Raw genomic sequence first — 26,605 nt, 5'->3', positions numbered from 1 at the left:
CCTTATTCGAAGCTGAAGCCGGGCTTGGCAGCGGCGGTCTTCTCGTCGCGGCGCGCCTCGGAAGGCATGGCGACCTGTTCACCTGCGTCCGATCCCTCGTAAGAGATCTGCGGTGCCGAATTGGTAGCGCCGCTGACGGTCGGGAGCGGACGTCCCTGGCCACCGGTCACACCGTCGGCTTCGCGGTAGCGCAGCAGGCGGTCGAATTCGGTCGGCTTCTGGAAGCCGTCGGTCGGCAGGCGGATGTCGCTCGCATTGACCGGCTTCACCAGATACGGCGTGATCACGATGACCAGCTCGGTTTCGCCGCGACGATAGTCGGTCGAGCGGAACAGGTTGCCGAGGATCGGGATGTCACCGAGGCCCGGAGCCTTTTCGATCTGGTTCGATGCGTTGTTCGACAAAAGGCCAGCGATCATGAAGCTCTGGCCGGAGCCGAGTTCCACGGTCGTTTCCGCACGGCGCGTGATAAGCGCGGGAACGCGGAAGCCTTCGAATTCGATCGCGCCCTGCGCCGACAGTTCCGAGACTTCCGGACGAACGCGGATCGAGATCCGGCCATTCGAAAGGACGGTCGGAGTGTAGGCGAGGCTCACACCGTAGTTCTTGTATTCGATGGTCGTGGTGCCGAGGCCCTGGTTGAGCGGGATCGGGAATTCACCACCGGCAAGGAATTCGGCGGTTTCGCCCGAAAGCGCGGTCAGGTTCGGCTGCGACAGCGTGGTCACGAGGCCCTGCGTTTCCGCAAGGTCGAGCGCGCCGCCGATGTCGAGGCCGAGCAGCTTGCCAGCAAAGCCGAGCGTGCTGCCGAGGTCCGCACCGAGGATCGAGGTTGCCGGAACTTCGACCGATTCACCGGTCGACGGGTCGGTGAACACGTCCACCGTATTGGCGTTCATGCCGAGCGTCGTTCCGGGCGAGAACAGCTTCGCTGCACGACCCTGACCAATGCCGAACTTAAAACCGCTGGTGCTGTCGAGCGACTGGAGGTTCACGCCAAGAGCGCGAACGACCGAGCGGCTGACTTCGGCGATGCGGACCTGCAGGTTGACCTGCAGCGGCGTCGCCATGCGCAGGCGGCTGATGACATTGGTTTCCTCGCCGACGAATGCTTCGACGAGAGCCTGGGCCTCGGCGGCATCTTCGGGTGCGGCAACCGTGCCCGTCAGCAGAACGACGTTGCTGCCCATGGTAGCGACGTTGATCTTCGCTTCCGGCATGGCGAGAGCGAGCATCTGGTCGATGCTGCCGATGTTAGAACCGACGCGCACATTGGCCGACCAGATGATGTCACCGCGAGCGTTGCTGGCGTAGACCGTGGTCTCGCCGCCCGAACGACCGAACAGGTACAGCTGGCGCTGCGACTTGACCTGGACATCGGCAACATTCTCGTTGGAGATGAACACATCGGTCATCGCGCCGGGCACGTTGATGAGCTCACCGCGACCGATCGAGAGGACGATGTCCTGGCTCGGGCTAACGACCGACTGGGCCGTGGCCGTGGTCGTCGGAGCGGCAGCCAGCGGCGCGAGGGCCAGTCCGGCAAGCAGCAGTTTGGTGGAAAGACGACGTTTCATGGAATTGCCCCCTGAATGGCTTCCTGAGCTCTTGAATTCTTAGCGAAGGGTGCTGAGTGCGACCGGGGCGGTTTCCCCGACGCGGCCTGCACCGTTACCGACTGCGGCGTTCATACCGCGCACTGCACTGCCCATCGAAAGCGGAACCGCTTCGGTGGTCTTGCCGCGCGTCACGCGAACCATCGGACCGCGGCTCACCGGAGCCGATGTCGTGGTGGTAGCACCCGACGTGTGCGAGAAAGTGCGACCGTCGTTGCTCGACTGCGGTGCAGCCCCGCCGCGCGGCGGCATCGAGCTACGCTGGAAGCGCGAGACATCGCCGCCCGTGACATAGGTGCCGCGGCTGTCGTCGGGACGACCCATGGCGGTGCGAAGGATACGCTCTTCCTCTTCGGGCGTCGCATCGTCGGGGATGCTGACTTCGCCCGAGGCGAGGGCACGTTCGAGTTCGCCTTCGCTGTCGGCGATAGCGCGCAGAGCGAGGCTCAGCGTGCCGATCGTCTGCGCAACGGCGACCTTTTCGGCGATCTTCGGGGTCACTTCCATAGTGACCGTGCGGAAGGCCTTGACCTGCGTCACACCATCGACGGTTTCCTGCGTGGTCGACTGGTCGGTTGCCAGGACACGAAGGTTACGAAGGATGGTTTCCGACGTCTTCAGCGCCTGGCCGTTAGTGCCCTGGACCGTCTGGGTCAGGACCATGTCGACGCGGTCGCCCGGGAAGACGAAGCCGGCAACGCCGCTCTTCGCATCGACGGGTACCGTGATGGCGCGCATGCCGGGAGTGAGGGCCGCTGCAAGGAAGCCGCGGTCGCCCGGGCTCACCAGCGAACCCTGGGTCACCGGTTCACCGGCAGTCACAGGATGGCGAACAACCGTCCCGATCAGCTTGGTGATGTCGGCCTCGCCGTCCAGGAAGTAGGCATCCTGAACCAGCTCCTCCGGCCACAGCTGATAGCCGATGGCATCTGCAGTGATGATCGTACCGGTCGGCAGCGCACGCTGCGCAACCAGAACCTTGGGCCCTGCAGCTTCGACTTGCGATGCCGCGTTGGCCTGCGGAGCGGATGCTCCTGCGAACATGCTGCGGGCAACAAGTGCCGTACCGATCGCAACGACCAGCGCACCAACCAGCAGAACCAGCTTCTTCCTATCCATGGCGTTTAAGCCCCCTCATATGGCCCGCGTAGTTTGAGTGCGGACAGCTATGGTTTCCGTGTCTAGACCCCGATTGGTTAAAATCGGGTTGTCAGCCGATCCCGGCTTCAGAAATTTGTGTGACGAACCCGCCGCCGACGACCCAGAGCCCTGCGACGGCAATGGCGAGTCCGTATGGAATGCGTGGTTGCTGGTCATGTCGGCGGATGATCTTGATCGATGCCAGCGTAACGAATGCGAGAATCGCGACCGGCACCAGGGCGACCAGTAAGGAGGTCGCGCCATTGGCTGCCAGCGGCTCTATGATTGCGGAAGGAATGGCCAGTTTCGGTCCGCCCAGAACGGCGCTGGCGAAATTCGCGGCGACGAGGGTAAAGGCACCCAGCAGCACCGTATCGCGTACCGGCTTTCCGCCGACCACGCGCGAATGGGCAACGCCCCACATGCCCATGGCAAGCGTCAGGACCCAGCCGGCCATCGCCATGATGATGACGAGGACGACGAAATTGGTCGGCGGGAACCACAAAGCCAGCGCGGTCAGCAGCTTCACGTCGCCGCCGCCCATCTGGCGCAGGGCAAAGAACAGGCAGCACACCGCAAAGGTCGCTGCAGCCATTCCGAACTGCATGGCGACGCCCGGCCACAGGTCCAGCCCGCTGGCCCACCAGAACAGCGGAGCGCCGGCGGCGATCGCGATGTTCAGGCGATTGCCGATGGTGCGGCTGCGCAGGTCGGTAAACGCCGCCCACAGCAGGCCGATTGCCAATCCGGCAAGCAAAACGTAGGTGAAAATCTGGTCGTGCATGACGTCCCCGAACTGAAGGTCGAGGGCCAGTGCTACCGAAACATGCTTACCAAATAGTAACCATGCCCTTTGCGCAGAACCGGGAGGCACCCATCAGCCAGGCCGACTTGCAGACAGATACCGCAGCCATAGACCGGCGCGCCATTCCCGCCAGCGCGAGCGAAAGCGTGTGGCAGGCAGCCGACGGTCACACGCTGCGCCGAATCGACTGGCCGGGAGCGGGCAAGGGAGAGCGCGGATCGATCCTGTTCCTGCCGGGGCGCGGCGACTTCTTCGAGAAATACCTCGAGACGCTCGACGGGTGGCACCGCAGCGGCTGGCGCGTCACCGCCGCTGATTGGCGCGGGCAGGCGGGTTCGGGCCGCCTCGGCGATGATCCCATCACCGGCCACGTGGAAGATTTTTCCGACTGGGTGGCCGATCTCGAACATTTCTGGTCGGACTGGGTGAAATCCACGCCCGGACCGCACGTGCTGGCAGCGCATTCCATGGGCGGGCACATCGTCATGCGCGCGCTGGTCGACGGGGTGGTATCGCCCGACGCGGTCGTGCTGTCCGCGCCCATGCTCGGCATGAGCGGTCCCCCGCTACCCCTGCCCATGCTGCATGGCGTTGCAAAGCTGATGACGCGAATCGGCGCCCCGACGCGTCCGGCATGGAAATGGAGCGAAAAGCCGGGCGAGGTCCCTGCAAGGCGGCGTGACCTGCTGACCCATGACGATGATCGTTACGAAGACGAATTGTGGTGGCGCGAGCATCGCCCGGAACTCGTGATGGGGCCGGGGAGCTGGGGCTGGGTCGAACGCGCCTATGCCTCGACCCGCGTTATCGAGGCGCCCGGCGCAATGGAGAAGGTCCAGGTCCCCGTCTTCATCTTCTCGACCGAGAACGACAAGCTGGTCAGCCACAAGGCCGCGGTGCGCGCTGCCCAGCGCCTGCCGCGCGGCGAAGTGCTGGTGTTCGGTGACGAGGCGCGTCATGAAATCCTGCGCGAGGTCGACGCTGTGCGTGACAGGGCCTTGGCGGGCATCTCGGAGTTTCTCGATAGGGTTGCACTGGTAAAGCAGTGACCGTTTACGATTTCGCCGTTGTTGGAGCCGGCATCGCCGGTGCGAGCCTTGCGGCCGAACTCGCCGAGGGCGGGGCAAGCGTACTCATACTCGAAGCGGAAGACCGGCCGGGCTATCACTCGACCGGGCGTTCGGCGGCTTTTTGGGAAGAATGCTACGGCGGGCCGGAGATCGTGCCGCTTACGCTCGCTTCGGGAAAGTACCTGCGGGAGAACGGCTTCCTGTCGCCGCGCGGTGCGCTTTATATCGGACGCGGGGAAGATCGGGCGGCGCTCGACACTTTCATGACGCGCTTCCAGGACACCGGGGCGACGATCGAACGGATCGGTGCGGATGACCTGGCCGACAAGATCCCCGGGATCAGGCCACAGTGGTCTGATGCGATCTGGGAACCCGCCTGCGCGGATATCGACGTCGCGGCGCTCCATGCGTATTACCTCGCGCGGGCGAAGGCTTCCGGAGTGAAGCTGGAATGCCGGTCGAGATTGGCATCGGCAGTGCGCACCAATGGCAGCTGGGCGCTCGAAACCGACCGGGGAGGAAGCTTTGCCGCTTCGGTACTCGTCAATTCGGCAGGGGCGTGGGCCGACGAGGTCGCATCGCTCGCGGGGGCGAAACCGCTGGGTATCCAGCCCTACAGGCGAACGGTGATCCAGCTGCGTACCGATCCCGCGCCTGCGCCCGACCAGCCGCTGGTGCTGGATATCTCGGGCAAGTTCTACTTCAAGCCCGAGAGCGGGCGGGTGTGGCTGAGCCCGCATGACGAAGAACCGAGCGCCGCCTGCGACGCTGCTCCCGAAGAATTGGCCGTGGCAGAGGCGATTGACCGGCTGCAGGGCGTGGTCGACTGGAAGGTCCAGGCGGTGGAGCGCAAATGGGCGGGCCTGCGCAGTTTCGCACCCGACCGCGCGCCGATATATGGCTACGACCCGGAGGTCGAAGGCTTGGCGTGGTTCGCAGGGCAGGGCGGCTTCGGCATACAGACCTCGCCTGCGGCTGCGCGGCTGGCTTCGCAATTGCTGCTGGGCAAGGAACGGGACGAGATGACGAGGGCGATCGATGCCTCGATCTACTCTCCGGACCGCTTCCCCTAGCCAAGACTGCAACATTTGTTAGGGTGCAGAACGAATCCAACCCGTAAGAGGAGAGAATACCGATGGGACATCATTTCGAAATCTATAAGGACAAGGCTGGCGAATACCGCGTGCGGTTCAAGTACAATTCGGAAGTGATGTTCTCGACCGAAGGCTACAGCTCGAAGGACAGCGCCAAGAACGCCATCGCTTCGATCCAGAAGAACGGCCCCGGCGCGGAAACCGTCGACAACTCCTGATATTCAGCCCTCGCCGACGAGCGCGCGATCCGCGGCCTGGTTGGCGAGGGTATCCACCCGCTCGTTTTCCGGGTGACCCGAATGGCCTTTGACCCAGTGCCATTCGATCTGGTGCCGCGCGGTCGCTTCGATCAGGTCGTGCCATAGTTCCGCATTCTTGACCGGCTTCTTGCTGGCATTGACCCAGCCGCGCTTCTTCCAGCCGTGTACCCACTTCGTGATCCCGTCGATCACGTATTTGCTGTCGGTATAGATATCGACCTGGCACGGCTCGATCAGCGCCGACAGGCCGCGGATCACGGCTGTCATTTCCATGCGATTGTTGGTCGTTTCCGGATCGCTGCCGGACAATTCCTTTTCGTGCCGCCCCATGCGCAGCAATGCGCCCCAGCCGCCGGGGCCGGGATTGCCCTTGCAGGATCCATCGGTGAAGAGTTCGATCTGTTTCATCGGCGCGGCCCTAGCGTGCTAAACCCCTCAGGCGAAGAGCGCGGTGCCGTTTTCAGCGTAGAAATCCCACCGGCGCACGAAATCCATCGGATTCTTGCGCGTGACCAGCGCGTCCGCAGGCGTCTCGATCCAGTCCTCTGCGCGGCTGGCGACGAAGCGCAGGCAGGCGGCCTGGGCGAGCAATGGCATGGCCGCGCGCTCGTCATCGCCGAGCGGGCGGACAGCGCAATATCCGTCGATCAGGGCATTGCCGATTGCCGGATCGTACTTGGCTCCCGTCCCGTCGAACGACCAGGCGGCGTGGGTCACGGCAAGATCGTACGCCATTGCGCCGTGACACGCGAAATAGAAGTCGATCATCCCCGACACGGCGTCACCGAGCATCAGGACATTGTCGGGGAAGAGATCGGAATGGATGATCGAGGAAGGCAGGTCGTCGGGCCATGCGGACACGACCGCACGCCCCCTGTGGACCGTCGCGGGTAGCGCAGGGTCGATACCTGCCAGCGCATCGGCGTTCAGGGCTTCGAGCATGGCGAGCGTGCCCTGCGGCGCAAGGTCGTTTTCGCGCGAAAGGGCATAATCCTGCGCCGCGATGTGCAGTTCGGCGAGCGCCTTTCCGACAGCCTTCGCCTGCGCTGCAGTCGGCTGGTTGGGAGAGACGCCGGGCAGGAATTCGATCAGCGCGACCGCCTTGCCATCGACAGTGCGGAACGCCGCGCCCGACCGATCGTGGATGGTCGCGGGCACCGGACAATCACGCTCCGCCAGATGGTCGAGCAGGCCGAGGAAGAAAGGCAGTTCTCCCGTGTCGATCCGCCGTTCGTACATGGTCAGGATGTAGCGCCCGCCGGTCGTCTCGATCAACCAGTTGGAATTCGACACGCCTTCCGCGATGCCCTTGGCAGAAATCAGTTCGCCCACATTGTAATGCGCGATCAGTTCCGCCAGGTCTTCGGCACCGAGATGGGTGTAAACGGCCAAGCTATCGGCCCGATCAATCCATTAGCTGGCGAGGCAACTTGAAGATCATGTTCTCTTCGGTGGTCGTGATGATTTCTTCGGTTACGACGCGCCAGTCCGAAAGCCGGTCGACGACTTCGCGCACCAGTTTTTCGGGCGCCGATGCCCCTGCTGTGAGGCCGAGCGTGCCGACGCCTTCGAGCCATTCGGGTTCGATCTCGCTGGCGCGCTGGATCAATCGTGCATCCGTGCCCATCCGTTGGGCGACTTCGACGAGGCGCAACGAGTTGGAGGAGTTCGGCGCACCGATGACCAGAACGAGGTCGCAGCCGCTGGCGATATCCTTCACCGCAGCCTGCCTGTTGCTGGTGGCATAGCAAATGTCCTCAGCCTTGGGCGCTACGATCTTCGGGTATTTCGCCTGCAGCGCCTCGACGATCTCGCGCGTATCGTCGACCGACAGCGTCGTTTGCGTGAGGAAGGATAAGTCGTCGTCCTGCGTGAAAGGCAGTGTCGCCACATCCTCGACGGATTCGACCAGGGTGATCCGGCCGTCCGGCACCTGGCCCATCGTGCCGATAACTTCGGGATGGCCTTCGTGGCCGATGAAGAGGATGTGCTGGCCCTTTTCGATCTGGCGTTCCGCCTGGCGGTGGACCTTGCTGACCAGTGGGCAGGTGGCATCGACGTAGAGCAGCTTGCGGCGCTCGGCCTCTGCGGGCACCGATTTAGGCACGCCGTGGGCGGAAAAGACCACCGGCGCGTCGTCCGGCACTTCGTCGAGTTCTTCCACGAAGATCGCGCCCTTTGCTTTCAGACTGTCCACGACATAGCGATTGTGGACGATCTCGTGACGCACGTAGACCGGTGCGCCGTATTTCTGGAGCGCGCGCTCGACGATTTCGATGGCTCGGTCGACTCCGGCGCAGAAACCGCGCGGTGCGGCGATCAGCAATTTGAGCGGCAGTCGCGGGTCGTTTCCCGAAGCGGTGGATGGAAAGGGGGCGTTCATGCGCGCCCCTCTAGCGCTTTGCATCGTGCCAAGCTAGGGCACGCACGCCCCGGCAGGGTCATTGAATACGAACACATGAGGAATGCCGCCGACATGATGAACCGCTTTCGCCTCCTTACTGCTCTTGGAATGGGTCTCGCACTCGCCGGATGCAAGAGCGACGGGCAATTGGTCGTGGCCGGTAACGCGGTCGGTATCACGGCGGTCAGGACCGCCTGTCCGGCAGTCGGCATTCCCGATTATACAGGCGACGTAACGCTGTTTCGCAGCACCGATTCCCGCACGCTTGCCGATTTGGATGTGACCGCGGCGATCACGAACCTCAACTCGACCTGTAACGAGCAGGGCGAACAGGTCTATTCCGAAGCCAGCTTCGATGTCGTGGCGCGCCGCACGAACGTGCAGGGCGCACGGACGGTGGAACTCCCCTATTTCTCGACGGTCCTGCGCGGCGGTAGCGCCGTCATTTCCAAGCGTGTCGGCACCGTCACGCTGACCTTCGCGGACGGCCAGGAACGCGCCAGCGCGACCGGCAAGGCCGCCGCATTCGTCAATCGCGCGGAAGCAACGCTGCCCGCCGACATTCGCGAACGCATCACGCGCAAGCGCCGTGCCGGCGATCCCGATGCCGCGCTCGACCCGCTGGCCGATCCCGAAGTGCGGGCCGCCGTCCAGCGCGCGACCTTCGAACTGCTGGTCGGTTTCCAGCTCACGCAGGAACAGTTGGGCTACAACGCCACGCGCTGATCCCTGAACGCGATCGAGGGGGCATGATCCGGGGGCGATAGCGCCCTCGCATCTTGCCATTTCGCCCGATTCGTCTAGGCGCGCGGACATGGCTGACATGCAGACACTCCACGCCTCGTTCGCGGCGAAAATCGACGCCGTTCTCAATGCGCTCGAGATGGAAGGGCACCTTCCCGCAGACGCAAACCGGGCAAACGTAACGGTCGAACCGCCGCGCGATCCCTCGCACGGCGATCTGTCGACCAATGCCGCCATGGTGCTGGCCAAGCAGGCCAAGACCAATCCGCGCGCGCTGGCAGAACTCATTATCGAGCATCTCGGCCGCGAGCCCGACATTACCGAGGCGAGCATTGCCGGACCGGGCTTCATCAATATGCGCCTTGCCGACACCGCGTGGCTGCGCGAGCTCGAAGCGATTGCGGCCCTTGGTCCGGATTACGGACGCTCGGTCATGGGCGGCGCGCGCACGGTCAATGTGGAGTATGTCTCGGCCAATCCGACCGGACCCATGCACATGGGCCATTGCCGCGGTGCGGTGGTGGGCGATGCGCTGGCCGGATTGCTGGAATTTTCCGGCCACGGCGTCACGCGCGAATACTACGTCAACGATGCCGGCGGCCAGGTCGATACGCTCGCGCGTTCGGCGCACCTGCGTTATCGCGAAGCGCTGGGCGAAGACATCGGCGAGATTCCCGAAGGCCTCTATCCCGGCGACTATCTGAAGCCGGTCGGCAAAACCCTGGCGGCGGAATTCGGCGATAAATACGCCTCCGCCCCCGAAGCCGAGTGGTTGCAGATCTTCAAGAAGCAGGCGGTCGCCGCGATGATGGACATGATCCGCGCCGACCTCGCGCTGCTCGGTATCAACCACGATATCTTCGCCTCCGAAGCCGAATTGCAGGTAGCGGGTAAGCCGGAAGAGGCAGAGAAGTGGCTGCGCGAACACGGCTATGTCTATGACGGCGTGCTCGAAGCGCCCAAGGGCAAGGCGCCGCCCGAAGACTGGGAGCCGGTGGAACTGCCGCTGTTCCGCTCGACCCAGTTCGGGGACGACCAGGATCGCCCGATCAAGAAGTCGGACGGCTCGTGGACCTATTTCGGGGCCGACCTCGCATACCACTTCCAGAAGGCCGAGAAGGCCGATGCCCTGATCGACATCTGGGGTGCGGACCACGCCGGTACGGTAAAGCGGATCAAGGCGGCCGTCGCCGCGCTGACGCAGGGTGCCGACCGCGATGTGCCCTTCGACGTCAAGCTGGTGCAGATGGTCAATCTGATGCGCGACGGCGAGCCGGTGAAGATGTCCAAGCGCTCGGGCAATTTCATCACCATCGCCGACATGGTCGAAGAAGTCGGCAAGGACGTGGTGCGTTTCACCATGCTGACCCGCAAGCCCGAAGCGCAGATGGAATTCGACTTTGCCAAGGTGGTGGAAGCCTCCAAGGATAATCCTGTTTTCTACTTGCAGTACGCCCATGCGCGTATCCGTTCGACCTTGCGCAAGGCGGGTGTCGAGCCGAGCGATGCCCATCTCGACCGCCTGGGCGAGGGCGAATTCGCGCTGGTACGCGAAGCTGCGCAATTCCCGCGTATCGTCGAGGCCGCAGCCCGCGCCCGCGAACCGCATCGTATCGCCTTCTTCCTCGGCGATCTTGCCGCCTCCTTCCACAGCTACTGGAATGCGGGTAACGACGATCCGGCAAAGCGGATCATCCAGGAAGACGATCCCGAACTGACCGGCGCACGCCTGTTCGTGGCGTCGCAGGTCGGACAGGTGATCCGCAACGGCCTCGGTATCCTGGGGGTCGAAGCGGTCGAGGAGATGTGAGCATGGCGGGCGGCGAATACGACCGGGACGAAGACTGGGAAGAGGGCGAGAACCTCGAACTGCTCGAAGACGACGAGCGGTTGCCCTGGCTCGAAGCGGATGACGACGACGATGGCGATACCGGCTTTGCCACCTCGCGCATCGTGCTGCTGGGCGTGCTCGCGATCCTGCTGGTCGGCTCGTTCCTCGGCCTTGCCTGGTACTTCCTTGGCAGCCATGCCGACGAACCGCCGGCGGATGGCAGCCTGATCGCGGCGCCGGACGAACCCTACAAGTCGCGCCCGGAGAATCCCGGCGGCAAGACCTATGCCGGAACTGGCGATACCAGTTTCGCTGTCGGCGAAGGCCAGACGCGCGAAGGTCGCTTGGCCGACGATCCGGCTCCATCTGCTGCCGGGCCCTCTATCGCGACTACGCTAAACGATGATGGTGCTACGCCAGCGGATACTTCCTCTACGTCTCCGGAGCCGGCCCTATCCGGCGTTGCGGTGCAAGTGGGCGCGTTCCCGACGCGTGCGGATGCGCAGGATGCCTGGGCAAGGCTGATGCGCCAGACCGAAGCGTTGAACGGCGTGCGCCACCGGGTTGTAGAGGCGAAGGTCGATATCGGCACGGTCTACAGGCTCCAGGCGGTCGCCGGTGACCGCGCGTCGGCCAATCGTCTGTGCAACGCGCTGAAAACCGACGGATTGCCCTGTTTCGTGAAATAAGCCGCCCGCGCGGCGCTATTTCCACACCTCCTGCCCCTTAGCCGCTTGCCACTAGGCGGGAAGAAGCGCATTTTTACGCCTATGTTGCCCGCTATCTTCGGCATTTCCGGCCTCGAACTGACGGCCGACGAACGCGCCTTCTTCAAGGACGCCGATCCGGCAGGCTACATCCTGTTTGCTCGCAACTGCGAAAATCGCGAGCAAATGCGGGCACTTACGGATGATTTGCGCAGTATCCACGGCCGTGACCGGCTGATCGTCTCGATCGACCAGGAAGGCGGCCGCGTCGTACGGATGAAACCGCCGGAATGGCCGAAGTACCCTGCGGGAGAGGCGTTTGCGCGCTTGTTCGAAATCGCTCCTGCCAGCGCGATCGAAGCGGCACGGGTGAATGCCGAGGCGATGGCCCGCGAACTGGCACTGGTCGGCGTAAGTGTCGATTATCACGCGCCTTTCGACGTGCGTCGGCCCGAAACGGATAACGTGATCGGTGACCGTTCGCTGGGCAGCGAGCCGATGCAGGTCGCGGCGCTCGGTCGGGCCGTGCTCGACGGGATGAGCCATGCAGGTGTGGTTGGCTGTCTCAAGCACATGCCGGGTCACGGCCGCGCAACCGTCGACAGCCACAAGACGCTTCCCCGCGTAGAGGCGAGCGACGCGGAACTGGAAACGGACATCGAACCGTTTCGCACCCTTTCCGCGCACCCTCTCGGGATGAGCGCGCATATCGTGTTTACCGCGTGGGACGAGGAGCGTCCCGCGACGCTTTCCCCGACGGTGATCGAAAACGTCATCCGGGGCCGCATCGGTTTCGACGGGCTCCTGCTGACCGACGATATCGACATGCAGGCGCTCGACGGGAGCATTCCCGAGCGTTGCGAGAAAGCCTTGGCAGCGGGCTGCGATATTGCGCTGAATTGCTGGGCGAAAATGGACGACCAACTCGCCATCGCCGAACGTCTGGGTAGCATGTCCGGGGCAACGGCAGCGCGGTTGGACCGGGTGCACGCAATGATGGGCGAGCCGTGCGACAGTGCGGACACCGAAGAATTGCTCGCCAAGCGGGACGCCTTGCTGGCGATTGCAGAGGCGACTGCATGAGCGACGGGCTGCTGTTCACCGATGCCATTCCCGAACAGGAGGAATGGGACGGAATTGCAGCGGAAGCGCCGGTCGATGAGGGTGCGCTCTATCTCGAGCTAGATGGATGGGAAGGCCCGCTCGACCTCCTGCTCGATCTAGCACGCCGCCAGAAGGTCGACCTGCGGGAAATATCGATCCTCGCGCTGGTCGAGCAATATCTCGACTATATCGAGACGGCAGAAGCGCTGAAGCTGGAGCTTGCGGCCGATTATCTCGTGATGGCTGCGTGGCTGGCATATCTGAAATCGGCGATGCTGCTTCCCAAGGAAGAGCAGGAAGACCCGAGCCCGGAAGAGCTGGCACTGCGACTGCAACTGCGGTTGCAACGCCTTGGCGCAATGCGAGACGCAGCCGCTCGCCTAATGGGCGGCGACCGGATAGGTCGAGATGTATTCCTGCGTGGCGCGCCCGAGGGGCTCGACATCGTCCGCAAGACCAAGTGGAAGTGCGACCAGTTCGCCCTGATCGAGGCTTATGGACGGGTAAAGGCCCGCACAGCGCCTGCCATCCACATGGTGCGCGAGCGGCCCGTCATGACGCTCGATTCAGCGCTGGAGCGGGTATCGAATATGCTCGGCGTCACGCTGGAGTGGATGGAAATCCGCGACTTCCTCCCCCCGCATGCCGAACCACGGTTGCGACGCTCGGCGCTGGCATCGAGCTTCGTCGCCGCGCTCGAACTTGCGCGTCTCGGCAAGGCGGAAATCGCGCAGGAGGACACGTTCGGTCCCTTGCGCCTGAGGCGGGTAACATGACCGATCTCGAACGTGCGATCGAGGCGGCCCTGTTCGCCGCAGAAGAACCCATGACGGTGGAGGTTCTCGCCAGTTTCCTAGGCGATGCAGCCAATGCGGATGTGCGTGACGCTCTTAAATCGCTTGGCGAGGCGTACAGCGAACGCGGCGTCCACCTGGTGGAGCGGGGCAAGCATTGGCATTTCGAAACTGCACCCGATCTCGCGCACTTGCTGCGCAAGGAGAAGGAACAGGTCCGCAGGCTCAGCCGCGCCGCGACCGAGGTTCTGGCGATCATCGCCTATCACGAACCCGTCAGCCGCGCCGAGATCGAATCAATCCGCGGTGTACAGACATCCGGTGGCACGCTGGACGTGCTGATGGAGGCTGGCTGGGTGAAGATCGCTGGCCGGCGCGAGGTGCCCGGAAGGCCGACGATCTATGCTACAACGCCTGAATTCCTCGACCATTTCGGCCTCACCAGCCGCCGCAACCTCCCCGGTATAGCGGAATTGAAGGCGACAGGCCTGCTCGATCCGGTCGACGACGCTTTCGAAGCGCTGACCGACAGCGGCGATGAGCAGGAAGAGGCGGAAGACGTCGCCTGACTGGCGTATCGCCCGCAGAGCGACTATATCTGCAACAACACTATCGAAAAGGTACTCTCATGTCGCTCGGCCCCTGGCAGCTTATCATCATCGCCATCGTCATCCTCGTCCTTTTCGGACGCGGTCGGATTTCGGAGATGATGGGCGATTTCGGCAAAGGCATCAAAAGCTTCAAGCAGGGCATGAACGAAGAGGATGCCGCTCCTTCCAAGCGGATCGAGCACGAGGCGAAGCCCGCCGACGAAGGGCTGACCAAGGACCAGGTCAACACGCCCTCCGACACGAAGTAATCTGACTAGAAGGCGCAAGCGCGCATGTTCGATATCGGCGCCGCCGAACTGCTGTTGATCGTCGTGGTGGCGATCATCGTCATTGGCCCGAAGGAAATGCCGCGCGCGATGCGCACGGCAGGGCGCTGGATCGGCAAGCTGCGCCGCATGTCCGCACATTTCCGCTCGGGGATCGACGAAATGGTTCGCCAGGCCGAGATCGAGGACATGGAAAAGAAATGGGCCGATCGTAACGCCGAAATCATGGCGAAATACCCGACCGGCTCCGAAGCGGCAGGCGGCGGTCCTGAAATCCATCCCGGCGCCGAGATGCAGCCGCTCGCCTCGGCGCAGGAAGTTCCGGACGCCGATGCCGCAGCAGAAGCCGCGATCAAGCGTGCCGCGCCGAAGAAGGCGCCCGAGCACGGTGGCCCCGACGATGCCGAGCCTGGCCTTCCCCTGGGCGATCCGCCTCCGCCTCCGCCGGTAAAGGACGCCGACTGAGATGGCGTTCGAGATGAAGGATATCGACGAAAGCCAGGCACCGTTGCTTGATCACCTCGTCGAACTGCGATCGCGCCTCGTGCGCTGTGTCGCGGCATTGGTGGTGGCATTCGGCGTTTGCCTGTTTTTTGCCGACCAGATCCTCGGCTTCCTGATCCAGCCGCTCAAATCGGCTTTTCCGGAAGGGCAGGGGCAATTGATTTTCACCAAGCTTTACGAAGTGTTCTTCGTGGAACTGAAGGTCGCCCTTTTCGCAGGGTTCTGCATTGCCTTTCCCTACATCGCGAACCAGCTGTGGGCCTTCGTCGCCCCCGGCCTTTACGCGCGCGAGAAGAAGGCATTTCTGCCATTCCTGCTGGCAACCCCGTTCCTGTTCCTGAGCGGCGCGGCCCTTGCCTATTACGTGGTCATGCCGACCGCCTTCGAGTGGTTTCTCGGCTTCGAAGGCGAAGCGGGAGGGCTTGCCATCAACGCGCTGCCCGCTGCGAACGAGTATCTCGGCCTCGTCATGCAGTTCATCCTCGCCTTCGGGATGAGCTTCCTGCTGCCCGTCCTGCTTCTCCTCCTCCACCGCGCAGGGATCGTCACGCGCGAACAGCTGGTGGGCGCGCGGCGGTACGTCATCGTGCTGGTCGTGGCGCTGGCGGCGATCATCACGCCGCCGGACCCGGGTTCGCAGCTATTGCTCGCAGTGCCGCTTATCCTTCTTTACGAAGGATCGCTCTTGCTCATGCGCCTGTTCGATAGCCGCGCAGCCAAGGATAAGCCGGAAGAAGCCGAGGCTCCCGCCGATCAATCGGCCTCGTAGACCTTGCGGCCATTGACCCAGGTTTCGAAAACCTTGGTCGCGCGGATTTCTTCCGGAGTTGCCAGCAGCGGGTCGTTATCTACCAGGATGAAGTCGGCGCGCTCACCCGGCAAAAGGCGTCCGAAGCGCCCCTCTGCAAAGCCCGCGTAAGCCGCCTTCGAGGTAAAGCCTGCCAGCGCCTGTTCGCGGTTAACGCGTTCGCTCGGCAACCAGCCGCCGAAGGGCTCCCCATTCGCATCCATGCGGGTGATGGCGACGGCATAACCGGCAAAAGCGTCGGCCGGTTCAACCGGCGCGTCAGACCCGAAGGCGAGCGTCCCGCCCAGATCGAGTATGGTGTTCCAGGCGTAGGCGCCGTCCAACCGGTCCATGCCGAGCCGCGCTTCCGCCATCAGGCGGTCGGAAGTCTGGTGTAGCGGCTGCATCGAGGCGATGATGCCGTTGTCGGCGAGCTTGGGCAGGTCGGCCGGATCGACGATTTGTGCGTGCTCGACGCGCCAGCGCCGGTCGCCGTCGAAGCTCTCCGCAATCTCGTCGATCGCGTTGAGGAGTTCGGCATTGGCGGCTGTGCCGATGGCATGGACGGCGGGCTGGAACCCACCTTGCGCAGCGCGGACAAGGTTGTTGCGCAGCTGGGCAGGGGTCTGGAGCGGAAGGCCGTAATTGCCCGGATCGTCGGCATAGGGGCGCTTCAGCCACGCCCCGCGGCTACCCAGCGCGCCATCGAGATAGAGCTTCACGCCGTTTAGGCGAAGCTTGTCGTCGTAGAGCCACTGCGATGGCCCCGGTCCGCCGATCAGCACCATCTGTTCCGGACCGAAGGCATAGGACATGATGCGCAGGTTGAGCGAACCTGCATCGCCCGCACGGCGGAAGGATTGCCAGTCCTCGATCGTCGTTCCCATGTCGGCAACCGATGTGATGCCGTAGCGATGGAAGACCTTTTGCGCCTCTGCCAGAGCAAGGTCGCGTTCCACCGCGCGCGGTGCGGGGACCGCCTTGTTCACGAGGTCCATGGCGAGATCGATGAAAACGCCAGAGGGCGTCTTCTTGTCGGCGAGGAGTTCGATCTTGCCGCCACTCGGCGCTTTACTGGCGGCGGTGATGCCGGCCGCCTGCATCGCGAGCGTATTGGCCCAACCGGCATGGCCATCGACCCGTTCGAGATAAACCGGGCGGTCCGCAACTGCGCTATCGAGCTCGGCGGCGGTCGGAAAGCGGCCGAGACCCCATTTTTCCTGGTTCCAGCCGCGCCCGAGGATCCACGGCCGCGCCTCGTTCTCGGCGGCAAAGGTGCGGATTTTTTCCAGCGCCTCGTCGAGCGAATTGGTGTCCGACAGATCCAGCGTCAGCGCACCGAAGCCGACGCCCATGACATGGGCATGGGCATCGATCATGCCGGGCAGCATGACGCGGCCTTCTCCATCTTCGCGATACTCCGTGCGCGGCCGGTCTTCCCCGCGTTCGATCAGCTGCGCAATCCGGCCATCGTCGTCGATCACCAGCGCCTCGAAGCGCTTGACCTTGCCTTCTTCATCCATCGTGATGCCCGAGACGTTGTCGACCAGGACGTCGGCGTTAGCGGGGACGGCAATGGTCGTTGCAAGCAATGCGGCAAGGTACTTCGTCTTCATCAGGCAATCCCAATCCGTAAATTTCAGCCATCGTCGATAAGGCAAAGCTTGGCAGGGGCAAACCCTTTCGCCGATTGCACCGTGCCTTGGCGGCACGTAGGCCTGCCGTATGACCCAGGCAAATCCCATGCCCGCCGGAGACAAGGCCACCGATCTCCTGACACTCGACGATGTGCGCGCAGCTGCAAAGCGCATCGAAGGCGCGGTCGTACGGACCGAGCTGATGCATTCCATCACCCTGTCGGAAATTACCGGCGCGGATATCTGGCTCAAGTTCGAAAACCACCAGTTCACCGCGGCCTACAAGGAACGCGGTGCGTTGAACGCCCTGTTGCACCTTACTGAAGAGCAGCGCAGCCGCGGCGTCATCGCCGCCTCGGCGGGCAATCACTCGCAAGGCCTCTCCTACCATGGCAGGCGGCTCGGGGTGCCGGTAACTATCGTGATGCCGTCGACCACGCCGAGCGTGAAGGTCATGCAGACCGAGAGCGTCGGAGGGAATGTCGTCCTATTCGGCGAAACTTTCGACGAGGCCTATGGCCATGCGCTCGAGCTGGAGAAGGAGCGCGGCCTCACTTTCGTCCACCCCTTCGACGATCCCAAGGTGGCGGCCGGGCAGGGCACTGTCGCGTTGGAAATGCTGGCGGCGAAGGACGATTTCGATTGTCTCGTCGTGCCGATCGGCGGTGGCGGCCTGATGAGCGGCATGGCGACCGTCGCAAAGGCGCTGCGCCCGGAGATCGAGATGATCGGTGTGCAGGCGCAACTTTACCCTTCGATGTATTCAGCCGTGACCGGCGAAGAGCTGCCATGCGGCGGCGATACCCTTGCGGAAGGTATTGCCGTGAAGAAGCCGGGAGACTTTACCCGGCAGATAATTGCCGAACTGGTGGACGAGGTTCTGCTGGTCGGCGAACCCAAGCTGGAGCGATCCGTGTCGCTTCTGCTCCAAATCGAAAAGACGGTTGTGGAAGGTGCAGGCGCAGCAGGTTTGGCAGCGGTGCTGTCGAACCCGGAGAAGTTCGCGGGCAAGAAAGTTGGCCTGGTCCTGTGTGGCGGCAACATCGACACGCGACTGCTTGCGAACGTTCTGATCCGCGATCTTGCACGTAGCGGCCGCCTGGCGCGCTTGCGTGTCACACTGCAGGACCGGCCGGGCGCGCTCTACAAGGTGATGCGCGAATTCAACGACCACAACGTCAACATCATCGAGATCTACCACCAGCGGATTTTCACGACCCTGCCGGCAAAGGGACTCGTGACCGAAATCGAGTGCGAGGCACGCGATCAGAGCCAGATCGACGGCCTGATCAAGACGCTGGAGGCCAAAGGTTATTCGGTCGAAATGGCTGAGCTGGAATAGAATCGCCTCGCAAGCGGCGGAATCCCAAGGCTTTTCCGCCGGCGTTTCCTTTTTCATGGTTAAGACACTTTTAACCGGCCCTTCGATCCTGCATAAAGAATGCGTTAAACATAAATAAACGCACGCAATTCGAAGGATGCCTTTCACTCGTGACGGCCCCGATCCGCTTCCCCCGCTTTTTCGTGACGAGCCCTGCGCCGTGCCCCTATTTGCCGGGCAAGAGCGAACGCAAGGTCTTTACCGAATTGCGCGGCGAAAGCGCTGACGAGCTTAACGAAGCGCTCGGGCGCATCGGATTCCGGCGGAGCCAGACCGTGGCCTATCGGCCTTCGTGCCTCGATTGCCAGGCCTGCGTGTCCGTTCGTGTTGTTGCAAGCGAGTTCAAGCCGTCTTCCAGCCAAAAGCGCACCATGAAGGCAAACGACGATCTCGTGGTCAGCGAATGCCGTCCGTGGGCGACCGACGAACAATACGAATTGCTGCGCAAATATCTCGCTCATCGCCACCCGGGAGGGGGCATGGCAGAGATGGACGAATCCGACTTTGCAGATATGGTGGAACATACGCCCGTATCGAGCTATGTGGTTGAATATAGGGAGCCGGGAGTAGGGTCGGAGCCAGGTCGTCTGGTCGGTGCCTGCCTCACGGACATTCAGGGTGACGGGCTGTCGATGATCTACAGCTTCTATGATCCTGAGATCGAGGATCGCGCGGGACTTGGGAACTTCATCATCCTGGATCACATCCGCCGTGCGGGCGCGCATGGGCTCCCCTATGTCTATCTCGGCTATTGGGTCGAAGGGTCTGACCGGATGCAATACAAGGTCCGTTACCGGCCGCTCGAAAGGCTTACCCGTGGCGGATGGGAGCGCATGCCCGAGTTCGAGCAGAAGCGCCTCATCGCCGCAGCAACAAAGCCGCGCGAGCAGCGCGATTCGGAACCGCTTCCTGCCAAGGATGGAAGCCAGCGCGAATACAAGCTCGCAGACTAAGGGCCTCAGCCTGATCCTCAGAACCTGCACCGCTGCGCTGGCTTTGATCAGCTATCCTGTGTTCGCGCAGGATAGGCAGGCGCCCGAGCGACTCGAAGACCTTATTCCCGACAGTGCGTTGGAGGACCCGGAGGCCTGGGCGCAACAGGGGGTGGACGTGTCCGCCGAGGACACTTCAGATGAAGTACCCGACCCGAGCACCCCGATAGGGGATCCGATAGGCATCGAAATTGCCTGGCCCGACGAGCTGGAAATCGACGGGTTCGAACCGCTCGAGCCTGAAGAAGAGATCGAGTTTGCCGATCTCGATACCGGCGCCCCCGTCATTGCCTTCGAAGATGCAGAAGTCGAAAAGCTCGCCGATAATCTGGTCCTCGGCTTCCCTCAGGCCGAACCACCGTTCTCCGAACGCGGAGATTTCGTCGCGCGGTACGAGGCGCTCTCTACGATTGAGGAACTGGACGATTCCGATGCCAACGTCGCGCAGCTCGCGGCGCGCGCGCGTGAAGACGAGGAACTGCTCGGCAATCTCCTGCGCGTCTATGGCTATTACGACGGCGAGATCATTCGCTCGATCGGGACTGTCGCCCCGGGTGACGAAGTAGCTCTCGAACGCCCGTCAGTCCGCTTCGACGTGATTCCCGGCGCGCGCTTCCGTTATGGCACGATCGATCTCGGCAATCTTGATGCAGCGCGCGACTACGCCTTGCTGCGCGACACTTTCGATATCCAGCCCGGCGACTTCCTTCAGAGCGACAAGATACTGCAAGAGCAGTTCAACCTCGATCGCGCGCTGGGCGAGAATGGCTACGCTTTCGCCGAGATCGACGAGCCCGAGCTGCTGATCGATCACGATCGCAAGGAAGGCGACCTTACCCTCCCGGTCGAGCCAGGCGGAAAATACGTGTTCGGTGAGGTAGTCAGCAGCGATCCCGGCTTCCTTTCGGGGCGGCACATCGCCTCGATTGCGCGCTTCGAACCGGGTGAAACCTACCAGCGCAGCCTATCTCTCGACCTGCGGCGCGCAGTGACCGCTACCGGCCTGGTGTCGGCAGTTTCGGTCACGCCGCGCGAAGTGCAGGCGCCCGTAGGTGACGAGCCCGGCGTGGTGGCGATGGATGTCGAGATGACCCGCGCCAAGCTGCGGACCATCGCTGGGGCAATCGGTTACGGCTCCGAAGAAGGCTTCCGCGTCCAGGCTAGCTGGGAACACCGGAACATCTTCCCTCCGGAAGGTTCTCTCAGGGTTCGAGGTATCGCGGGCACGCAGGAGCAGCTGGCAGGGATCACCTTCCGCAAGGACAATTTCGGCGGCAGGGACAAGGTCCTAACGCTGGATGCCTACGCGTCGAACGTCGACAATGTCGCCTACGAGGCTCGAACAGTTGCGATAACGGGGACCTACGAGCGTTCATCGACGCTGCTGTTCCAGAAACCGCTGGCTTGGGCGCTGGGCGCGGAAATTCTTGCTACAGATGAGCGCAACCGCGTCATTTCGGGTATTCCCCGCCCCAGGCAGACCTATTTCATCGCGGCAGTCTTTGGGCGTGCCACTATCGATACGACGGATTCCCTCCTCAATCCGACCCAAGGTTTCCGCCTGACAGGATATCTGGCACCCGAAACCTCGCGGACTGCTGGACAGCAGTACTACTACCTTCGTAACCAGGCAGACGCTTCTTATTACCAGTCGGTTGGAAGCGATACGGTCCTGGCCGGACGGGTGCGCTTTGCCAGCATTCCCGGTGCTCCGCTGTTCGCTATTGCGCCCTCGCGCCGGCTGTACGCCGGTGGCGGCGGATCGGTGAGAGGTTATGGCTATCAAGCCGTCGGTCCGCGCAACGATCTGGGCGAACCCGTCGGCGGTCGCAGCCTCGTGGAAGCTTCCGTAGAAGCCCGGGTCGGAACCGGATTTTTCGACGGGGCCCTATCCGTGGTCCCCTTCTTTGATGTCGGTTCGGTATCCATCGAATCCACTCCCAATTTCAGGTTCATCAAATACGGAGCGGGTGTCGGCGTCCGCTATGAATCCGGTTTCGGGCCGCTGCGCCTCGATGTCGGCGTGCCCCTCAATCCCGAGCCCGACGACGCGCCTGTCGCGGTGTATGTCTCCTTGGGCCAGGCATTCTGATGTCGGACGTGGAAACCCAGGCCGAGGCCAGCCCGCAGAAGCGCCGCTCGCGGTTCGGGCGTGCGGGAAAGTGGGTGCTCGGCCTTCTCGGCGCTCTTGTGCTCCTCATCGCTGGGGCGCTGGTCATCCTGAACACTCCCATCGGCGAACGTTTCCTCGCCGACCGGATTGCACGGCAAACCTTCCCGAACGGGCTCAACATTTCCATCGGCCGGATCGACGGGAATATCTATGGCGAAGCGGTCCTTCACGACGTCCGTCTGTCCGATCCCCAAGGCGTATTCCTGACGATCCCGAGGGCGGAAGTGGACTGGGACCCGCGAGGCTGGCTCAACAACCGGCTCGACATCGACAGCTTCGTGGCGCGGCGTGCGACCCTGGCGCGCTTGCCGGAATTCCTCCCGAGCGAAGAGGAGGGCCCGATACTGCCGGGCTTCGATATTGCGATCGACGAGCTCGAGATCGACAATCTCATGCTGGCGCCAGGCATCGCCGGTGACGAGGCGCAACGCGTCGACCTCACAGCACAAGTGCAGGTTGAGGACCGTCGCCTCTTCGTGGACGGCAATGCCCGCCTGGGACAGTCTGACAAGCTTGCAGTCCTGATCGACGCGGAACCTGACGGCGACAATTTCGATATCGAGGCCGATCTCTCCGCATCCGCAGAAGGCGCCATCGCCTCCCTGCTTGGCCTTTCTGCTCCTTACGAGGCCAGGATCAGCGGAGATGGCACCTGGTCTGCATGGAACGGATACCTTTACGCCCAAAGCGAAGGCGAACGCGTGGCTGCTCTCAAGCTGTCGAACCGCGAAGGTACCTTCGGCCTGCTGGGCAAGATCGACCCCTCGAATTTTCTCGAGGGTATCCCTGCCGATGCACTTGGCGACGATGTTGCGCTGAGCTCTCGCGTGACTATCGATAATCGTGCGTTCGACGGGCGCACGATCGTATCGGGTCGGGGAATCTACCTCGATGGCGAAGGCCTCATCGACCTCGCCGAGAATAGGCTGGGCGACTACGATGTATCCGCTCGATTGCGCGACCCAGCGCTCTTCGGGGAGAGCCTGAGGCTCGAGAATACGACGGCCACTGCCACGTTAAACGGTGCATTCAGCGACCTGGACATAGCCCATGACTTGCGTGTGGGGGCGCTAGTTTCAGGAGGAACGCGGCTGACCGGGCTCACGCAGCAAGGCACGGCCCGCTTCGACGGCAGCACCTGGACGTTACCATTATCGGCCAGCGTCGACCGCGTTTCGACTGGAAATGCGCTTGTCGATCCGCGCTTGGTGAACGGCGACCTCAGGGGCCGCATCCAGTTGGCAGGTGACCGTTTGACTGGGGACGACTTGCGGGTCGCATTCCAGGGTCTTGCCGCCAACCTCGCTCTAAGAGGCGATCTTGCCGCCGGTCGATACCAGCTTCGCGGCCCTGTACGAGCCAACGGGCTCCCGCTGGACAATGTCGGAAGGGCCGGCGGCACCGCCATGATCGATTTCGACCTCCTGCCTTCGGGATGGCGTCTCGGTGCGGAGCTGGATGCGCGTGTCGCGCCGGTGACCAACGACACCTTGGCCAATCTCGCCGGAAGCGCGATCCGTGTGCGTGGCGGCATAGCAACGGGCAGCGGGTCTGCGCTCGAATTCCGGACGATGCGGGTCAACGCAGAGAAGCTGCGGATGGAGCTCGACGGGTCCATAGCCCAAGGGACCACGCAGCTGGCCGGCACAGGCACGCATACAGAATATGGCGACTTCACGGTCGAGGCTAGCATCGCCGATGACGGACCGACTGCCGAGCTCGTGTTCGCGCGTCCGCTCACAGGGCTGGAGGACGTTCGTGTCGCCATCGCGCCGACCACAGAAGGGTTCGCTATCGACACTCGGGGCGGTTCGGTCCTCGGTCCGTTCGACGGCACGCTCGCATTGTTTGCGCCCGCCGATGGTCCGACCCGTATCGACGTCGAGCGACTGACCCTGTCCGACACTTCGGTCGATGGCAGCCTTACCCTGGCCGAAGGCGGTGCGGACGGCGTCTTGAATCTCTCGGGCGGCGGGCTGTCCGGCACTATCGGACTCGCGCCGCGCGGCGACCAGCAGTTCGTCGATCTCGATGTCACAGCGCGCAATGCCAGTTTCGGCGGTGATACGCCCATCACGATCGCGCGCGCCAATGTCGATGGCGAAGGATTGATTGGCGCAGGAACCACCAATTTCAGCGGATCGGCAAATGCGCAGGGCCTGCAATACGGAAACATCTTTATCGCGAGGCTGGCGGCGCAGGGTGAGGTGGAAAACGGGGTTGGCAGCGTCGATGCACGTATCACCGGGCAGCGAGGAGTACGCTTTGCACTCGACCTCAATGCACGTTTCCGGCCTGAACGGATTGCGGTCGCGGCGCAGGGCGAATTCGCGGGTCGCTCGATCGATATGCCTCGCCGCGCCGTTCTGACGGCACAGGAAGACGGTGGCTGGATCTTGGCTCCGACCCAGCTTTCTTACGGCGAAGGGGGTGCGATCGCTTCGGGCCAGTTTGGCGGCGGCAATCTTGCGGTTGACCTCAAGCTTGCCCGAATGCCGCTCTCGCTGGCCGATGTCGCAATGTCGGACCTTGGACTGGGAGGCACTATCTCTGGGACTGTCGAATACAGTAGTCCAAAGGGTGCCTTACCGACCGGACTGGCGCGAGTGAAGGTCGACAATTTGACGCGCTCGGGACTTGTGCTTTCATCAAAGCCGATGGATTTGGCACTCGTCGCGCGGCTTGGGACCGACCGCTTTCAGGCGAGAGCGACCTTGGAAAATGAGGACATCCAGCGCGGCCGTATTCAGGCGCTGATTACGAACCTCCCGGCGCAAGGCGACATCACCCAGCGGCTGCGAGCGGGGCGGCTCGATGGCCAGATGCGTTTCCAAGGTGCTGCCGAAAGCCTGTGGAGACTGGCCGCAATCGACGCATTCGATCTCACCGGGCCCGTGTCGATCGCGGCTAACGCGACAGGCTCCCTTGCAGAGCCACGTGTGAGGGGAACAGTGAACAGCGACAGCCTGCGCGTGCGCAGCTCGCTTTCCGGGACGGACATCCGCGATGTAGAAATGCGCGGGGCGTTCGCCGGGTCGCTATTGCGGTTGAGGAGCTTCGCCGGGACGACGGCCAATGGCGGACGCGTTTCAGGCAGTGGAACGGTCGATCTTGAAGGCTTGGGCGAACGTGTCGAGGGCAGGTTTGTCGAAATCCGGGGTCCGTCACTCGATTTGCGGGCGGCCGCCGATAATGCCCAATTGCTTGACGCAAACGGGCTGTCCGCAACGATTACCGGTCCACTTCGCATTGTTTCCAATGGCCTGGGCGGGATCATCGCGGGGCGGGTGCGGGTGAACCGGGCGAGCTGGAAACTGGGCACTGCAAGCGATGATCTGCGTCTGCCGCGCATCAGCACGCGCGAAGTGAACCTGCCTGCAGACCGGCGACGCCGGGTGGCAGCATCGAGGCCATGGCGCTATCTAATCGATGCCGAGGCCGACAGCAGGATCGACGTTGACGGGATGGGCCTCGATAGCGAGTGGGGCGCGGACATCATCTTGCGCGGCACGACTGACGATCCCCGGATAGGCGGAAGTGCGGAAGTCGTGCGCGGAGACTATACGTTCGCCGGGACCCGGTTTGAACTAACCCGCGGCGAAATCGACTTCGATGAAAACGTGCCGGTCGATCCGCGCCTCGACATACGCGCCGAGACGGAAGCGAACGGCGTCAACGTCATTGTCACGATCACGGGCAGCGCGACACAGCCGGAAGTTGCCTTCAATTCCGATCCGGCACTTCCTGAGGAGGAAATCCTCGCACGCCTGCTGTTCGGCGGATCCATCACGTCCCTTTCCGCCACCGACGCACTGCAGCTCGGCGCGGCTGTTGCCAGCCTGCGCGGCGGGGGCGGGATGGACCCGATCAACCAGCTGCGCTCGGCAATCGGCCTCGACCGGTTGCGCATCGTGGGCGCTGACGCCGCGCTGGGCCGAGGAACCGGTGTCGCTCTCGGCAAGAACATCGGACGACGTTTCTACGTCGAGATCATCACCGACGGACGGGGCTATAGCGCGACGCAGCTGGAATTCCGCGTCACCAGTTGGCTTTCTCTTCTGGCAAGCGTCTCGACCATCGGGCGCGACAGCGTGGTCGCCGAGGTTAGCCGCGACTACTGAGGAGCGAGGACGCCGTCGATCGGGATAATCACCCCGTTGGTGGCTGCTTCCGCATTTCCGATGAAGGTGGCGCTTGTCCCGTCATCACGCGTCACGGTGAGAGTGTCGCCCTCGCTGCTGAACACGACATCACTGCCACCCATCGTGGTGACGGTAACTTCGCCTCCTTGGCTCTCGATCGCAGAGAGAATGTCCTCCGGACGCAGGTAGCCAGGCAGCATATGATCGCGTAGCAATCCGACGAGCAATGGACGCTGCTCTTCAGTCATCAACTGTTCCCCAGCGTCGCCCAAGGCTTCGAAGGCCTCGTCTCGGGGAGCGAGCAATGTGTAGCTTCCAACTCCGTCGAAAACGCCCATCAGGTCGGAGCTGACAAAGGCTTGGTTGATCGTCGACAAATCGGAGGCCGCACCCAGGGTTGCAGCCATGGTCTGGCTACCGTTCGAATGGGTCGCGCCGTCAGTAGCGGTTTCGCCGCTGGTTTCGCCACAGGCCGGCAGCAAGACCAGTCCACTGAGGGCGAGCGAAAGGGCGAAGCGGTTTCGTATCTTCGTCATTGGTTCA

General features: G+C 63.0%; 24 protein-coding genes. 16 read left to right on the top strand and 8 right to left on the bottom strand.

The window, feature by feature from the left end; all coding sequences use genetic code 11:
• Positions 1-2 precede the first annotated feature (2 nt).
• From GRI34_RS07660 to GRI34_RS07650, 3 genes are all read right to left on the bottom strand, one after another.
• Positions 3-1,577, bottom strand: coding sequence for a type II and III secretion system protein family protein (locus GRI34_RS07660; RefSeq protein ID WP_160595426.1), 1,575 nt, complete (start codon positions 1,575-1,577; stop codon positions 3-5).
• Between the two features lie 39 nt (positions 1,578-1,616).
• A complete protein-coding gene (gene cpaB / locus GRI34_RS07655) occupies positions 1,617-2,735 on the bottom strand; it encodes a Flp pilus assembly protein CpaB (RefSeq protein WP_160595425.1) in 1,119 nt (372 codons plus the stop codon).
• Between the two features lie 91 nt (positions 2,736-2,826).
• Positions 2,827-3,540, bottom strand: coding sequence for an A24 family peptidase (locus GRI34_RS07650; protein WP_160595424.1), 714 nt, complete (start codon positions 3,538-3,540; stop codon positions 2,827-2,829).
• A 62-nt stretch (positions 3,541-3,602) separates the two neighbouring features.
• Here GRI34_RS07650 and GRI34_RS07645 point away from each other — a divergent pair, with 62 nt between their 5' ends.
• From GRI34_RS07645 to GRI34_RS07635, 3 genes are all read left to right on the top strand, one after another.
• Positions 3,603-4,610 (top strand): alpha/beta fold hydrolase, encoded by a 1,008-nt coding sequence (locus GRI34_RS07645; RefSeq protein ID WP_160595423.1) that lies wholly within the window; start codon positions 3,603-3,605, stop codon positions 4,608-4,610.
• Complete coding sequence (locus GRI34_RS07640) at positions 4,607-5,704, top strand: NAD(P)/FAD-dependent oxidoreductase (RefSeq protein WP_160595422.1); 1,098 nt, start codon at positions 4,607-4,609, stop codon at positions 5,702-5,704. The genes GRI34_RS07645 and GRI34_RS07640 overlap by 4 nt, the downstream gene beginning before the upstream one ends.
• A 62-nt stretch (positions 5,705-5,766) precedes the next feature.
• Entirely contained in the window at positions 5,767-5,943 is a 177-nt protein-coding gene (locus GRI34_RS07635; RefSeq protein WP_160595421.1) for a YegP family protein, read from the top strand.
• A 3-nt stretch (positions 5,944-5,946) separates the two neighbouring features.
• On the opposite strand, the gene rnhA is transcribed toward GRI34_RS07635, so the two are convergent.
• From rnhA to ispH, 3 genes are read right to left on the bottom strand one after another with little or no spacing between them, the layout of a single operon-like run.
• Positions 5,947-6,393 (bottom strand): ribonuclease HI, encoded by a 447-nt coding sequence (gene rnhA / locus GRI34_RS07630; protein ID WP_160595420.1) that lies wholly within the window; start codon positions 6,391-6,393, stop codon positions 5,947-5,949.
• Between the two features lie 27 nt (positions 6,394-6,420).
• Positions 6,421-7,377 (bottom strand): homoserine kinase, encoded by a 957-nt coding sequence (gene thrB, locus GRI34_RS07625; protein ID WP_160595419.1) that lies wholly within the window; start codon positions 7,375-7,377, stop codon positions 6,421-6,423.
• 13 nt (positions 7,378-7,390) lie between these two features.
• Positions 7,391-8,368: a 4-hydroxy-3-methylbut-2-enyl diphosphate reductase gene (ispH, locus tag GRI34_RS07620; RefSeq protein ID WP_160595418.1), complete on the bottom strand. Its 978-nt coding sequence runs from the start codon at positions 8,366-8,368 to the stop codon at positions 7,391-7,393.
• A 93-nt stretch (positions 8,369-8,461) separates the two neighbouring features.
• Here ispH and GRI34_RS07615 point away from each other — a divergent pair, with 93 nt between their 5' ends.
• From GRI34_RS07615 to tatC, 9 genes are all read left to right on the top strand, one after another.
• Positions 8,462-9,115 (top strand): hypothetical protein, encoded by a 654-nt coding sequence (locus GRI34_RS07615; RefSeq protein WP_160596441.1) that lies wholly within the window; start codon positions 8,462-8,464, stop codon positions 9,113-9,115.
• 88 nt (positions 9,116-9,203) lie between these two features.
• Entirely contained in the window at positions 9,204-10,943 is a 1,740-nt protein-coding gene (gene argS, locus GRI34_RS07610) for an arginine--tRNA ligase (protein WP_160595417.1), read from the top strand.
• Between the two features lie 2 nt (positions 10,944-10,945).
• Positions 10,946-11,653 (top strand): SPOR domain-containing protein, encoded by a 708-nt coding sequence (locus GRI34_RS07605; RefSeq protein WP_160595416.1) that lies wholly within the window; start codon positions 10,946-10,948, stop codon positions 11,651-11,653.
• Positions 11,654-11,734: 81 nt separating this feature from the next.
• Entirely contained in the window at positions 11,735-12,754 is a 1,020-nt protein-coding gene (nagZ, locus tag GRI34_RS07600) for a beta-N-acetylhexosaminidase (protein ID WP_160595415.1), read from the top strand.
• Positions 12,751-13,551, top strand: coding sequence for a segregation and condensation protein A (locus GRI34_RS07595; protein ID WP_160595414.1), 801 nt, complete (start codon positions 12,751-12,753; stop codon positions 13,549-13,551). The genes nagZ and GRI34_RS07595 overlap by 4 nt, the downstream gene beginning before the upstream one ends.
• Positions 13,548-14,138 (top strand): SMC-Scp complex subunit ScpB, encoded by a 591-nt coding sequence (gene scpB / locus GRI34_RS07590; RefSeq protein ID WP_160595413.1) that lies wholly within the window; start codon positions 13,548-13,550, stop codon positions 14,136-14,138. Before GRI34_RS07595 ends, scpB begins: the two co-directional genes overlap by 4 nt.
• A gap of 59 nt (positions 14,139-14,197) precedes the next feature.
• The gene (tatA, locus tag GRI34_RS07585; RefSeq protein ID WP_100259471.1) at positions 14,198-14,428 is read left to right on the top strand and encodes a twin-arginine translocase TatA/TatE family subunit; all 231 of its coding nucleotides are present in this window, start codon (positions 14,198-14,200) and stop codon (positions 14,426-14,428) included.
• A 24-nt stretch (positions 14,429-14,452) separates the two neighbouring features.
• The gene (tatB, locus tag GRI34_RS07580; RefSeq protein WP_160595412.1) at positions 14,453-14,911 is read left to right on the top strand and encodes a Sec-independent protein translocase protein TatB; all 459 of its coding nucleotides are present in this window, start codon (positions 14,453-14,455) and stop codon (positions 14,909-14,911) included.
• Between the two features lies 1 nt (position 14,912).
• Positions 14,913-15,719, top strand: coding sequence for a twin-arginine translocase subunit TatC (tatC, locus tag GRI34_RS07575; protein WP_160595411.1), 807 nt, complete (start codon positions 14,913-14,915; stop codon positions 15,717-15,719).
• Here the strand turns inward: tatC and GRI34_RS07570 are convergent.
• Positions 15,704-17,353, bottom strand: coding sequence for an amidohydrolase (locus GRI34_RS07570; RefSeq protein ID WP_160595410.1), 1,650 nt, complete (start codon positions 17,351-17,353; stop codon positions 15,704-15,706). The genes tatC and GRI34_RS07570 overlap by 16 nt on opposite strands.
• A 109-nt stretch (positions 17,354-17,462) precedes the next feature.
• Between GRI34_RS07570 and GRI34_RS07565 the strand changes: the two genes are divergently transcribed.
• From GRI34_RS07565 to GRI34_RS07550, 4 genes are all read left to right on the top strand, one after another.
• A complete protein-coding gene (locus GRI34_RS07565; protein WP_160595409.1) occupies positions 17,463-18,716 on the top strand; it encodes a threonine ammonia-lyase in 1,254 nt (417 codons plus the stop codon).
• A gap of 149 nt (positions 18,717-18,865) precedes the next feature.
• A complete protein-coding gene (locus GRI34_RS07560) occupies positions 18,866-19,708 on the top strand; it encodes an arginyltransferase (protein ID WP_160595408.1) in 843 nt (280 codons plus the stop codon).
• Positions 19,674-21,839, top strand: a complete 2,166-nt coding sequence (locus tag GRI34_RS07555) for an autotransporter assembly complex protein TamA (protein ID WP_199800133.1) — start codon at positions 19,674-19,676, stop codon at positions 21,837-21,839. Before GRI34_RS07560 ends, GRI34_RS07555 begins: the two co-directional genes overlap by 35 nt.
• Positions 21,839-26,041: a translocation/assembly module TamB domain-containing protein gene (locus tag GRI34_RS07550; RefSeq protein WP_160595407.1), complete on the top strand. Its 4,203-nt coding sequence runs from the start codon at positions 21,839-21,841 to the stop codon at positions 26,039-26,041. Before GRI34_RS07555 ends, GRI34_RS07550 begins: the two co-directional genes overlap by 1 nt.
• On the opposite strand, the gene GRI34_RS07545 is transcribed toward GRI34_RS07550, so the two are convergent.
• Positions 26,035-26,598 carry a fasciclin domain-containing protein gene (locus GRI34_RS07545; RefSeq protein ID WP_160595406.1) on the bottom strand — a complete coding sequence of 188 codons (564 nt, stop codon included), beginning with the start codon at positions 26,596-26,598 and terminating at the stop codon, positions 26,035-26,037. The two genes, GRI34_RS07550 and GRI34_RS07545, sit on opposite strands and share 7 nt — an antisense overlap.
• Positions 26,599-26,605 lie beyond the last annotated feature (7 nt).

The organism is Qipengyuania aquimaris (genome assembly GCF_009827445.1).
GTDB classification, from domain to species: Bacteria; Pseudomonadota; Alphaproteobacteria; order Sphingomonadales; family Sphingomonadaceae; genus Qipengyuania; species Qipengyuania aquimaris.
Note: the sequence above shows the minus strand (reverse complement) of the source record. Positions and strands in the feature narration are given on the sequence as shown.